This is a genomic window from Azotobacter bryophylli, assembly GCF_042643485.1.
GTDB lineage: Bacteria > Pseudomonadota > Gammaproteobacteria > Pseudomonadales > Pseudomonadaceae > Azotobacter > Azotobacter bryophylli.
Genome location: NZ_JBHRSJ010000035.1, coordinates 236939 through 249128, shown reverse-complemented (window position 1 = coordinate 249128; position 12190 = coordinate 236939). Strand labels below are relative to the sequence as shown.

13 protein-coding genes are annotated in these 12190 nt (G+C 67.6%); 3 read left to right on the top strand and 10 right to left on the bottom strand.

Features of this window, described 5'->3' with window-relative positions; genetic code table 11:
- Window positions 1-41: 41 nt before the first annotated feature.
- Window positions 42-1019, bottom strand: a complete 978-nt coding sequence (gene cysK / locus ACFOJE_RS20185; protein WP_377816761.1) for a cysteine synthase A — start codon at window positions 1017-1019, stop codon at window positions 42-44.
- 201 nt (window positions 1020-1220) lie between these two features.
- Between cysK and ACFOJE_RS20180 the strand changes: the two genes are divergently transcribed.
- Entirely contained in the window at window positions 1221-2066 is an 846-nt protein-coding gene (locus ACFOJE_RS20180) for an AAA family ATPase (RefSeq protein ID WP_377816760.1), read from the top strand.
- A 29-nt stretch (window positions 2067-2095) separates the two neighbouring features.
- A complete protein-coding gene (locus ACFOJE_RS20175; protein ID WP_377816759.1) occupies window positions 2096-3274 on the top strand; it encodes a vWA domain-containing protein in 1179 nt (392 codons plus the stop codon).
- Window positions 3275-3331: 57 nt separating this feature from the next.
- Here the strand turns inward: ACFOJE_RS20175 and ACFOJE_RS20170 are convergent, their stop codons facing one another.
- Window positions 3332-4114, bottom strand: coding sequence for a class II glutamine amidotransferase (locus tag ACFOJE_RS20170; protein WP_377816758.1), 783 nt, complete (start codon window positions 4112-4114; stop codon window positions 3332-3334).
- A gap of 34 nt (window positions 4115-4148) precedes the next feature.
- Window positions 4149-4610, bottom strand: coding sequence for an MFS transporter (locus ACFOJE_RS20165; protein ID WP_377816757.1), 462 nt, complete (start codon window positions 4608-4610; stop codon window positions 4149-4151).
- Between the two features lie 86 nt (window positions 4611-4696).
- Here ACFOJE_RS20165 and ACFOJE_RS20160 point away from each other — a divergent pair, with 86 nt between their 5' ends.
- Window positions 4697-6730 carry a S9 family peptidase gene (locus tag ACFOJE_RS20160; protein WP_377816756.1) on the top strand — a complete coding sequence of 678 codons (2034 nt, stop codon included), beginning with the start codon at window positions 4697-4699 and terminating at the stop codon, window positions 6728-6730.
- On the opposite strand, the gene ACFOJE_RS20155 is transcribed toward ACFOJE_RS20160, so the two are convergent.
- The 7 genes from ACFOJE_RS20155 to rnd form a co-directional block, all read right to left on the bottom strand.
- Entirely contained in the window at window positions 6727-7596 is an 870-nt protein-coding gene (locus tag ACFOJE_RS20155) for a YihY/virulence factor BrkB family protein (RefSeq protein WP_377816755.1), read from the bottom strand. The two genes, ACFOJE_RS20160 and ACFOJE_RS20155, sit on opposite strands and share 4 nt — an antisense overlap.
- A 101-nt stretch (window positions 7597-7697) precedes the next feature.
- A complete protein-coding gene (locus ACFOJE_RS20150) occupies window positions 7698-8147 on the bottom strand; it encodes a bacteriohemerythrin (RefSeq protein WP_377816754.1) in 450 nt (149 codons plus the stop codon).
- A gap of 212 nt (window positions 8148-8359) precedes the next feature.
- Entirely contained in the window at window positions 8360-9583 is a 1224-nt protein-coding gene (locus ACFOJE_RS20145) for a hypothetical protein (protein ID WP_377816753.1), read from the bottom strand.
- A 64-nt stretch (window positions 9584-9647) separates the two neighbouring features.
- Window positions 9648-10097, bottom strand: coding sequence for a YcgN family cysteine cluster protein (locus tag ACFOJE_RS20140; RefSeq protein WP_377816752.1), 450 nt, complete (start codon window positions 10095-10097; stop codon window positions 9648-9650).
- Between the two features lie 105 nt (window positions 10098-10202).
- Entirely contained in the window at window positions 10203-10637 is a 435-nt protein-coding gene (locus tag ACFOJE_RS20135) for a hypothetical protein (protein WP_377816751.1), read from the bottom strand.
- An 86-nt stretch (window positions 10638-10723) separates the two neighbouring features.
- A complete protein-coding gene (locus ACFOJE_RS20130) occupies window positions 10724-11017 on the bottom strand; it encodes a YcgL domain-containing protein (RefSeq protein WP_377816750.1) in 294 nt (97 codons plus the stop codon).
- Between the two features lie 3 nt (window positions 11018-11020).
- Complete coding sequence (gene rnd / locus ACFOJE_RS20125; protein WP_377816749.1) at window positions 11021-12145, bottom strand: ribonuclease D; 1125 nt, start codon at window positions 12143-12145, stop codon at window positions 11021-11023.
- Window positions 12146-12190: the final 45 nt, after the last annotated feature.

Below are 12190 nucleotides of genomic sequence, written 5' to 3'. Positions count from 1 at the left end.
GGCACGGACGCGACCAGAGGCAGCGCCCGCGCCGGCCCCGCTCACTGCTGCAGTTCCTGATCGGTGAACAGACCCTCGAAGAGCATGCTGGAAAGGTAGCGCTCGCCCGAGTCCGGCAGTATCACCACGATGGTCTTGCCCTGCATGGAGGGCTCGGTTTCCGCCAGGCGCACCGCCGCGGCCATGGCCGCGCCGCAGGAGATCCCGCAGAGGATGCCCTCCTCGCGCATCAGGCGCAGGGCCATGGCCTTGGCCTCCTCGTCGGAGACCTGCTCGATCCGGTCGACGATGGACAGATCGAGGTTCTTCGGCACGAAACCGGCGCCGATTCCCTGGATCTTGTGCGGGCCGGGCTGTACCTCCTGGCCGGCCAGGGTCTGGCTGATCACCGGCGAGCCGACCGGCTCCACCGCTACCGAGAGCAGCGGCTTGCCGCGGGTCTTCTTGATGTAGCGGGAAATGCCGGTGATGGTGCCGCCGGTGCCGACCCCGGCCACCAGGGCGTCGACCGCGCCGTCGGTATCGTTCCAGATCTCCGGGCCGGTGGTCTTCTCGTGGATCGCCGGGTTGGCCGGGTTCTCGAACTGCTGCGGCAGGTAGTAGCGCTCGGGATCGGAGGCGGCGATCTCCGCGGCCTTCTCGATCGCACCCTTCATGCCCTTGGCCGGCTCGGTGAGGACCAGCTCGGCGCCCAGGGCCTTGAGCACCTTGCGCCGCTCCAGGCTCATGGACGACGGCATGGTCAGGATCAGCTTGTAGCCGCGCGCCGCGGCGACGAAGGCCAGGCCGATGCCGGTGTTGCCGGAAGTCGGCTCGACCAGGGTCATGCCCGGCTTCAGTCGGCCGCTGGCCTCGGCGTCCCAGACCATGTTGGCGCCGATCCGGCACTTGACCGAATAGGCCGGGTTGCGCCCCTCGATCTTGGCCAGGATGGTGACTCCCTTGGGCCCCAGTCGGTTGATCTTGACTAGTGGCGTGTTGCCGATTGCCTGCGCGTTGTCTGCATAGATGCGACTCATGGCGATTGTCCTTGAATACAGATGGCCGGGAAATGCTCAAGCCTAAGACCCCCGTCGGCGGTCGTCCAGCGGCGGCGGGGACGCTGCCCGGAGCCGTGCCGGCCCGGCCCGATTTCCTCCCGGGGCGGCGGCACGTATAGTCGATTCTTCGACCCCAGCGCGAGCGCCGGATTCGCGCCGTCCCCATTCGAGGATTCAGAGATGAAGTTCGAAGGCACCGCCTCCTACGTCGCCACCGACGACCTCAAGCTGGCCGTCAACGCCGCGATCACCCTGGAGCGCCCCCTGCTGGTCAAGGGCGAACCGGGCACCGGCAAGACCCTGCTCGCCGAGCAGCTGGCGCAGTCCCTCGGCACCCGACTGATCACCTGGCACATCAAGTCCACCACCAAGGCCCACCAGGGCCTCTACGAATACGATGCGGTCAGCCGCCTGCGCGATTCGCAGCTGGGCGTGGACAAGGTCCACGACGTGCGCAACTACATCCGCCGGGGCAAGCTGTGGGAAGCCTTCGAGGCCGAGGAGCGGGTGGTGCTGCTGATCGACGAGATCGACAAGGCCGACATCGAGTTCCCCAACGACCTGCTGCAGGAACTCGACCGCATGGAGTTCTTCGTCTACGAGACCGGCGAAACGGTCAGGGCACGGCAGCGGCCGATCATCGTCATCACCTCGAACAACGAGAAGGAGCTGCCGGACGCCTTCCTGCGCCGCTGTTTCTTCCACTACATCGCCTTCCCCGACCGCGAGACGCTGCAGAAGATCGTCGACGTGCATTTCCCGAACCTCAAGGGCGAGCTGGTCGCCGAGGCCCTCGACCTGTTCTTCGAGGTGCGCCGAGTCCCGGGCCTGAAGAAGAAACCCTCGACCTCCGAGCTGGTCGACTGGCTGAAGCTGCTGCTGGCCGACGACATCGGCGTCGAGGTGCTGCGCCAGCGCGACCCGACCAAGGCCATCCCGCCGCTGGCCGGCGCGCTGGTGAAGAACGAGCAAGACGTGCAGTTGCTCGAGCGCCTGGCCTTCATGAGCCGCCGCGCCGGGCGCTGACGCCGGGCGCCCCCCAGCGAGGGCACAGCATGCTGCTCAACCTGTTCAACGAATTGCGCGCGGCCCGGGTGCCGGTGTCGCTGCGCGAGCTGCTCGATCTGATCGAGGCGCTGAAAAGGCGGGTCGTGTTCGCCGACATGGACGAGTTCTACTTCCTCGCCCGTACCGTGCTGGTCAAGGACGAACGCCACTTCGACAAGTTCGACCGCGCCTTCGGCGCCTACTTCCACGGCCTGCAGAACCTCGACGGGCTGCTCGAGGCGCTGATTCCCGAGGACTGGCTGCGCCGGGAGTTCGAGCGCCGGCTGAGCGCCGAGGAAAAGGCGCAGATCCGGCCCCTAGGCGGGCTGGACCAGTTGCTCGAAACCTTCCGCAAGCGCCTGGAGGAACAGAAGGAACGCCACGCCGGCGGCAACAAGTGGATCGGCACCGGCGGCACCAGCCCGTTCGGCTCGGGCGGCTACCACCCCGAGGGCATCCGCATCGGCGATGCCGGCGAGCGCCAGGGCAAGGCGGTGAAGGTCTGGGAACGGCGCGAGTACCGCAACCTGGACGACCAGGCGGAGCTGGGCACGCGCAACCTGAAGATGGCCCTGCGCCGTCTGCGCCGCTTCGCCCGGGAGGGGGCGCCGGAGGAGCTGGACCTCGACGCCACCATCGAGCACACCGCCCGGGACGCCGGGCTGCTCGACATCCGCCTGCGCCCGCAGCGGCGCAACGCGGTGAAGCTGCTCCTGCTGCTGGACATCGGCGGATCCATGGACTTCCACGTCAAGGCCTGCGAGGAGCTGTTCTCCGCCTGCCGCACCGAGTTCAAGCATCTGGAGCACTTCTACTTCCACAATTTCGTCTACGAGGCGGTGTGGAAGAACAACCGGCGGCGCCAGTCCGAGACGACCGCGACCCACGATCTGCTGCACAAGTACGGCCCCGACTACAAGGTGGTGTTCGTCGGCGACGCGACCATGTCGCCCTACGAGATCACCCAGATCGGCGGCAGCGTCGAGCACTGGAACGAGGAAGCCGGTTACCTCTGGATGCAGCGCTTCCGCGAGACCTACCCGAAGCTCATCTGGATCAACCCCACCCCGCGGGAGTTCTGGGAGCACAGCGCCTCCACCCGGATCGTCCGCGAACTGGTGGGAAATCGGATGTACCCGCTGACCCTGGCCGGTCTGGAGGACGGAATGCGCTTCCTCGCCAAGTGAGCGACGAGCCGCACGACTATGCCCGGGGCGAAGGCGTTCGCTGCCGGGAAACCCGTCTCAGGCCGCCGGCACCTGCCCGCGCGCCACGCATTCGCCCCGGCGCCACAGGCTCCACGCACCGGGAAGGTGGGCGGTCCAGGTCTCGTTGGCGGTGAGGGGTTCGGTGGCGATCACCGTCACCACGTCGTCGGGCGTGGTCTCGGCCTGGAAGTCCACGGTCAGGTCGGCGTCCTTGAGCTGCGCCGGGCCGAAGGGCGCGCGGCGGGTGATCTCCGCCAGCTTGGTGCTGCAGAAGGTGAACAGCCAGTCGCCATTGCCCAGCAGGCAGTTGAACACGCCGTGGCGGCGGAACTCGTCGCAGGTGGCAATCAGGGTCGGCAGCAGCGTCTCGCCGGCGACCGGCTCGGGGAAGGCCTGGCGCACCCGGTTCAGCAGCTCGCAGAAGGCCCGCTCGCTGTCGGTGTCGCCCACCGAACGGTAGAACCCCGGCGACGGCTGGAAGTCCGCCAGCTGGCCGTTGTGGGCGAAGCACCAGTTGTGTCCCCACAGCTCGCGCACGAAGGGATGGGTGTTGGCCAGACCGATGCGACCGACGTTGGCCTGGCGGATATGGCCGATGACCAGCTCGCTCTTGATCGGATAGCGCTGCACCAGCTTGGCGACTTCCGACTCGGCGCTCGCCACCGGGTCCTGGAACAGGCGGATGCCGCGCCCCTCGTAGAAGGCGATGCCCCAGCCGTCGCGGTGCGGCCCGGTGCGGCCGCCGCGCTGCATCAGGCCGGTGAAGCTGAAGACGATATCGGTCGGAACGTTCGCGCTCATGCCGAGCAATTCGCACATCTTGTCGGAGCCCCTCGCAGGCAGGTGGTGGGGGTCAGATACGCGGCTCGATCCGCAGGCGCGGGCCCTGGCGGTCGCCGGTCCCGGCCGGCTGCCTGGCCATCAGCTCGCGCAGGGTCGGTTCCTCGTCGGCGGCCGGGGCCTGCTCCTCGCGCCCGGCTTGCAGCCAGCGCTGGACCAGCCAGCGCAGCACCGCCAGCACTAGGTAGAAGCACAGGGCGCTCAGGCTGTAGAGCACCAGGTCGCTCACCGAACGCCAGGCACTGCTGCCGGCGTGGAACAGCAGATCCAGCGCCGTGATGGCCAGCGCCGGCGCGTACAGGTCCCGGGCCTGATCGACCAGGGTCGGCGTCAGCAGCAACACTCCCATGACGACCCGCAACGGCTCGCGGACCCAGCGCCACATCCAGCCGGTCATTCGAAACCAAACCAGCAGGCAGCCCAGTGCGGCGACGGCATAGATGGCCCAGGCAAGCAGATACTCGTTTTCGATCATGGCAGTGTAGGGCAGACAAAAGGGCGCTTATGATAACGACTTTTTCACCCCCCCGCGCCCCAGCTGTCGGTCCTCCAGGAGCCCCCATGACGCAAGCCCCCATCGCCCGCGCCGACCACCACACCGCCGATCCCTACCGCTGGCTGGAACAGCGCGACAGCCCGGAAGTGCTCGCCTATCTCGAGGCCGAGAACGCCTACCTGGAGGAGTCCCTGCGGGATCAGGACGAGCTGCGCGAGACCCTGTTCCAGGAGATCAAGGGGCGCATCCGCGAGACCGACCTGTCGCTGCCGATTCCCTGGGGGCCGCACCTCTACTACCAGCGCACCAGCGCCGGCGACGAATATCCGCGCCACTACCGCGGCCCGCGCCCGGCGGACGGCTCGCTCAAGGTGGACGAAGACGCCGAGCAGTTGCTGCTCGACCCCAACGCCCTGGCCGGCGACGGCTACCTCTCCCTCGGCGCCTTCAGCGTCAGCCCCGACCATGCGCGCCTGGCCTACAGCCTGGACACCAGCGGCGACGAGATCTACCGCCTGTTCGTCAAGGAGCTGGACAGCGGCGAGCTCCACGAGCTGCCGTTCGAGAACTGCGACGGCAGCATGACCTGGGCCAACGACAGCCGGACGCTGTTCTTCGCCGAGCTGGACGACACCCACCGGCCGCACAAGCTGTACCGCTACCGGCTGGGCGACGCCGAAGCCGAACTGGTGTTCAACGAACCGGACGGGCGTTTCTTCATCCACTGCTACCGCTCCAGCTCCGAGCGCCAGTTGATCCTGCTGGCCAACAGCAAGACCACCTGCGAGGCCTGGGTGCTGGATGCCGAGCATCCCTTCGAGGCCTTCGTCTGCCTGGCGCCGCGCGAGGAAGGCCACGAATACTACCCCGATCACGGGCGCATCGACGGCGACTGGGGCTGGCTGATCCGCAGCAACCAGGCCGGCATCAACTTCGCCGTCTACCAGGCCGACGAGGCCACGCCCTGCCGCGAGCACTGGCGCGAACGGATCGGCCACGACCCGGCGCGAATGATCGAGGACCTCAGTCTGAACGCCGGCGCCTTCCTCCTCAGCCTGCGCGAGCAGGGCCTGCCGATCGTCGAGGTGCATCCGCAAGGCGCCGTGCCCTACCGCGTCGAACTGCCGGACGCCGCCTACAGCCTGCACGTGCAGGACCACCTGGAGTTCGACAGCCCGGTGCTGCGCCTGCGCTACGAGGCCCTCAACCGGCCGGCACAGATCCGCCAGCTGAGCCTCGCCGACGGCGTCCAGCGGGTGCTCAAGGAAACCCCGGTGGAAGGCCGCTTCAACGCCGACGACTACCTCAGCCTGCGCCTCTGGGCCCAGGCCAAAGATGGCACCCGCGTGCCCATCAGCCTGGTCGCCCGCCGCGACAGCCTGGGCCGACCCGCCCCTCTCTACCTCTACGGCTACGGCGCCTACGGCGAGAGCCTCGATCCCTGGTTCTCCCACGCCCGTCTGAGCCTCCTGGAGCGCGGCTTCGCCTTCGCCATCGCCCACGTGCGCGGCGGCGGCGAGCTGGGCGAGGCCTGGTACCGGGCCGGCAAGCTGGAGCACAAGCAGAACAGCTTCGGCGACTTCATCGCGGCGGCCGAGCACCTGATCGCCTCAGGCTTCACCTCGCCCCGGCAGCTCGCTATCAGCGGCGGCAGCGCCGGCGGCCTGCTGATCGGCGCCGTGCTCAACCTGCGCCCGGAGCTGTTCGCCGCGGCCATCGCCGAGGTGCCCTTCGTCGACGTGCTGAACACCATGCACAACCCCGACCTGCCGCTCACCGTCACCGAGTACGACGAATGGGGCGATCCGAACGATCCGCAAGTCCACGAACGGATCAAGGCCTATGCGCCCTACGAGAACGTCCGCGCCCAGGACTACCCGGCGATCCTCGCCGTGGCCGGCTATCACGACAGCCGGGTGCAGTACTGGGAAGCGGCGAAATGGGTGGCCAGGCTGCGCGCCTGCAAGACCGACGACAACCTGCTGCTGCTGAAGACCGAGTTCGGCGCCGGCCACGGCGGCGTGAGCGGACGCTATCAGGCGCTGAAGGACGTGGCGCTGGAATACGCCTTCCTGCTCAAGGTGCTGCGCCAGGTCTAGAGCTCCTTCTGCCCGGGAGCCTTGCCCTCGGGATGATGGTGCTCGATCACCGCGTTCAGCTCCGCGCCGAACAGCAGGACCGCCGAGGAGATGAAGAAGTACAGCAGCATGACGATGATGGCCCCGACGCTGCCGTAGGTGGCGTCGTAATGGCCGAAGTTCTGCACGTAGAGACCGAAGCCCAGCGAGGCGACGATCCACACCAGCACGGCGACGACCGAGCCGGGCGTGATGAAGCGGAAGCTCTGCTCCACGTCGGGCGCCACGTAGTAGGTCACCGCCACCGCGAGGATCATCAGCAGGATCGCCACCGGCCAGCGCAGCCAGGTCCAGAGGGTGACGATCAGCTGTTCCAGCCCCACCCAGCCGGCCAACCATCGCATCACCTCCGGGCCGACCACCATCAGCCCGGCGGCGCTCAGCAGCATCAGGGCGATGCCGACGGTGTAGAACACCGAGAGGGGGATGCGCTTCCAGGCCGGACGGCCCTCCTCCACGTCGTAGGCCTTGTTCATCGCGCTCATGGTCGAGCGCACCCCGGCCGAGGCGGTCCACAGCGCCAGCACTATCCCCAGGGAGAACAACCCGGCCCGCTCGGTCTGAAACTGGGCGATGACCTCGTTGACCGGGCCCATGGCCTGGGCCGGGAGAAACAGGGCGGCCTGCTGCTGGATCCAGTCGAAGAACTTCTGCAGATCGAGAAAACCGATCAGGGCGATCAGGAAGAGCAGGAAGGGAAACAGCGAGAACAGCATCTGGAAGGCCAGCGCCGAGGCATAGATCGGCATCTCGTCCTCGATGAAGTCCTTCACCGTGCATTTCAGCAGCTCGACGAGCCCGAGACCGCGCAAATCAGGCACGAACATAACCCTCCCTCCCCATGGATGGACCATGACCGATAGACGGGCCGGGGCTTGGCGAGTTTCCGCAGCGGCGACCAAGCGCTAACGGCGGTCGCCCGAGTCGGTCAGTGGAAGAACCGGCTCAGCATCCGGGTGACGAAGCCGCCCTCGATGCTTCTCTTCACGTCCGCCACGTAGTGCTTGTCGTCGAGCTTGATGTGGTTCATCAGCCAGAGGCCGATGTCGGTGCGCACTTCCCGCGCCAGCTCGATCGGGTCTTCGCCGTCGGCGAAGCGCTTGCCGTAGGAGTAAGCACGTTCCTTGAAGCGCTCGTGCACCCGGTGATGGGCCTGGAGCAGCGGATAGCCCGCCTTCTCCATCAGGCTTTCCTCGAAGGTGTTGTGCGAGATCGTGTAGTCGATGACCGCCTTGATGACTCGCTCGATTTCGGGAGCAGACTCTTGCGCGATCGCTTCGTTGATCTCGTTCAGGTATTCGAAGATGCGCTTGTGCTGCTCATCAATGATATCGATTCCGGTTTCGAACTCTTCAGTCCAACCGATTGTCAAGGGCATCTTTCGCATACCTCGGAAAAATAGTTATCTGATAGAGGGTTGCATGCAACGACTATGCCTCAGCATGGCAATCCGACACCAGCCAACCAAAGCCCCCTGAAGGCGGGTTTTTGCCCGGTTATTCCTTGATTCTCACCATTGCGGCGCGCATTCCCTGCGTCTTTCGGATTTTGTCGTGTTTCTTACATGTTGGAACAATAGCAATGTGCCGGTCAACGCAGCAGCCGGCTGGCCAGCACCTTGGACTTGCCGCCCATGAGGTCTTCGCTCAGGGCGATGAAATCCCGGGTGCTGACCACGTCCAGGCGCATCAGCCCCTGGACGACGTCGTCCAGGGAATGGCGATCGCCGCTTTGCTCTCGGATCTCCCGGTCGAGTTCCCGCAGCAGCAGCACGGCGCGGGCGGTTTCCGGCCCGCGGACGGCTTCGCCGCGCAGACTCTTGACCTTCTCGCCCCAGCGGCCGAGGCGCTGGTAGACCTTGACGTAACGCTCCTCGCTCAGGCCGCCGGCGCGGCGCAGCAGCTCGATGGCGTAGTACTCGGCCAGCCCCTCGCTGATCCAGTCGCTCCGCTCGACGTCGCGGATGCGCAGGAACACGTGGGCCAGCTCGTGCATCAGGGAACTGGTGCCGTTCTCGCTGACCAGCGGGCGGTCGGCGTGCAGGTACAGCGAATTGGGCGCCGACAGCCCGCCGCGCCACATGGGATCGCCGGCGCCGACCACCAGCAGCTTGGCCGGCTCGCGGAGGAACACCGCGCGGTACGCGTCCCAGACGAAGGTCAGCAGGGTCAGGATGTCCATCCGCCGCATGCCCTGGCCCAGCGGGGCGGCCACGCTGACGTTGGCGTTGCCGAGCCGGGTGCGCCGGGAGCCGAGCTTGCCGGCGAGGATCCAGCCGGTCGGGCGGTCGAAGCGGCGTGCGGGGTTGTCGATGCGGAAGCGATTCGGGCCGATGCGCGGCCAGCCGGTCTCGACGCCCGGCCACTCCTTGGGCAATTCGAACTGCAGCCGCGCCACCAGCTCGACCCCGTCCTGCTGGCGCAGGCTGGCGCCCGGCACCAGATCGTCGCCGCGCAGCAGAACCCAGTCCTCGGTCATCCGCGCGTCGAACGTGCCGGACTGGCGCTGATGGCTGACCCGCACCCGGTAGCTCAGGCTGGTCTTGCCCGTCCCGGGCTGCCAGGTGCCGGCGCTCGGGCTCTCCTGCAGCCAGCCGCCGTCGGTCTTGAAGTCGCTGTAGCGGCCGTCGTCGCCCAAATCGAAGCGCAGGCTCTTCACCGCGCTGCCGTCTTCCAGGGTCAGGCGGACCTCGGCCTGGTCGCTCGCCGGCAGGAAGCTCACGTGGTAGTCGAGATCGACCTTCTTCTCGGCCCAGGACGGCGCGCTCGCACCGAGCAGGACGGCACAGAGCAACAGGTTCAGGCGGGCGGACATGCGGTACGGCTCCTTCGCGAGCGCAACGGGGAATTCGGTTTGGACGCCGGCAGGCCGGGGAAGCTCAACCGGCGCGGAAGATCAGATGGTCTTCCCAGTCCTCTTCGGCCACGGCGGTCTCGCTGAGCATGCGTCCGGCCTGGGAAATCCGCTCGCGGTGCACGGCCTGCGGATCGCCGCAGACCAGCGGGTGCCAGAGCGGCAGGTCCTTGCCTTCGGCGACCAGACGGTAGCCGCAGGTCGGCGGCAGCCACTGGAACTCGTCGGCCTGGGCCGGGGTGAGCTGGATGCAGTCGGGAACGGAGCGGCGGCGGTCGGCGTAGTCGCTGCAGCGGCAGGTCTCCAGGTCGAGCAGCTTGCAGGCGATGCGCGTGTAGTAGACGCTGCCGTCCTCCTCGTCCTCGAGCTTCTGCAGGCAGCAGAGGCCGCAGCCGTCGCAGAGGGACTCCCACTCCTCGGGGTCCAGTTGGTCAAGGGTCTTGCGTTTCCAGAAGGGTTCGACTTTCGCCGCCATGGGAGCCACCGCCGCAGAAAAAGTGCGCCAGTCTAGCGGCTGCCGGGTCCCCGGCCAAGGGTGGCCGGGACCGGCGCGGGACGGGGATTCGCCGGGATCGGTCGGTCACTGCTTGTCGAGCATCTCGCGGTGGGCGCGCAGTTGCTCGAGCATCTTCTCCATATGGTCGATATGGCGGTCGAGCTGCTCGGCGGTCGGCTCCGGCATGCCGCCCCCGGCGCCCGCCATGCGGCCATGGCCCATCATGCCGCCCTGGCCGCCGCCGTGCATGCCCATGCCGTCGTGCCGGCCCATCATCGGGCAGCCGCCGGCCATACCTTCCTGCATGCTCTTCCAGTGCTCCTCGCGTAGCTTCTGCCGCTCCTCCGGCGTCTTCGCCGCCTGCCATCGCTGGCGGTACTCCTGCATCCGCTGCCAATGCTGCTGCCAGCTCTGCTCGGCGGGCGGCGCGCTCCCGGGGGCCGGCGCGGCTTGCTCGGCAGCGGCGGTCAGCGCCAGACCGGCGAACAGGCCTCCGATCAACCAGACATGGATCTTCATGGCACTCTCCCACGAATCGGGTGACGTCAGTGTAGAAGCCTTCCCGGCCGGTCGCCTGCCGCCGCCCACTGCGCCGCGATCCGGCCTCAGACCGGGTCGTTCATCCGCAGCAGCTCCTCCGGCAGGTGCTCGATGTACTCCTCCTGCTGCGGCGGCATCTGCAGGTGGAAGCCCTGCTTCTCGAGATTCTCCAGTACCTTGCCGATGTCCTCCCGGGCCAGCTGGCGCTCCGGGCTCAGCACCAGGTCGAAGGCGTGCTGCGGCGGGCCGAAGATCGCCAGCAGCGCCTCGGGCACCCGGCGCAGGGCGTCCTTCTTCTCCACGTAGAGGTACATCTCGCTCTTGCGCGGGCTCTTGTAGATGGAACAGATTCGTTTCATGCCTTATCGATCTCCGGCCAGGCAATCGAGCAGTGCCTGGCCCATGCGTTGACGTCGCCAGCCGCGCAGGGAGTCCGGCAGCTGGTAGGGGCCGTTGGGGTAGCCGCTTTTGAGCAGGGCTTCGAGGCTCTTCTTGCGCAGCACCAGTTCCGGGGCGATCTGCAGGCGCTCGGCCTCGGCCTGGCCGATCCGGCGCAGCTTCTTCAGCAGTGACGAAGCCTCCAGCGGCAGCGGCTCGGGCACCGCCTCGGGCCAGCTATCCGGCGGCGTGGCGGCCGCTTCGCGGATCAGCCGGAGCAGGGTCTCGCCGTCCTGGCGCACGCTGCGCGGATGCATGTCCTCGATGCGCCCCAGGCTGGCCAGGTTGTCCGGCTGGAAGCGCGCCAGCGGCCAGAGGCTGGTCTCGCGCAGGATGCGGTTGCGCGGCAGGTCGCGCCGGCGCGCCTCGCGTTCGCGCCAGGCGCAGAGCACGCGGAGCACGGCGAGCTGCTGGCGGCTCAGCTTCCAGGCCAGCTTGGCTTCCCGGTAGAGTTCCTCCGGCGGGACCTCGCGCTTGAGGTTGGCCGCCAGCTCGGCGCCGTCTTCCAGCACCCAGGCGCGCTTCTCCTCCGACAGCCGCTCGCTCAGCGCCAGGTAGACCTCGGCCAGGTGCACGGCGTCCTCGGCGGCGTAGCTGACCTGCAGCTCGCTCAGCGGGCGCTGCAGCCAGTCGGAGCGGGTCTCGCCCTTGGGCAGATCGATCCCCAGCACCTCCTTCACCAGGCGCGAGTAGCCCATGGAGAAGCCCAGATTCAGATAGGCGGCGGCCAGCTGGGTGTCGAACAGCGGCTGCGGCACGCTGCCGGTGAGGCGCTGCAGCACCTCCAGGTCCTCGCTGCAGGAATGCAGCACCTTGACCACGGCGCGGTCTTCCAGCAGTTCGGCCAGGGGCCGCCAGTCGCCGATCGCCAGCGGGTCGATCAGCCAGGCATCGCGGCCGTCGCCCACCTGCACCAGGCCGGCCTGCGGGTAGAAGGTATCGACCCGCACGAACTCGGTATCGACCGCCACGAAGGGCAGCTGTCGCCAGACGGCGCACTGCTTCGCCAGGTCGGCATCGTCGCGGATCCAGTGTATCTCGATGGCCACGCGGGCTCCTTATTCCGATGGGTCGCCACTTCCGGCGCGGCCTGC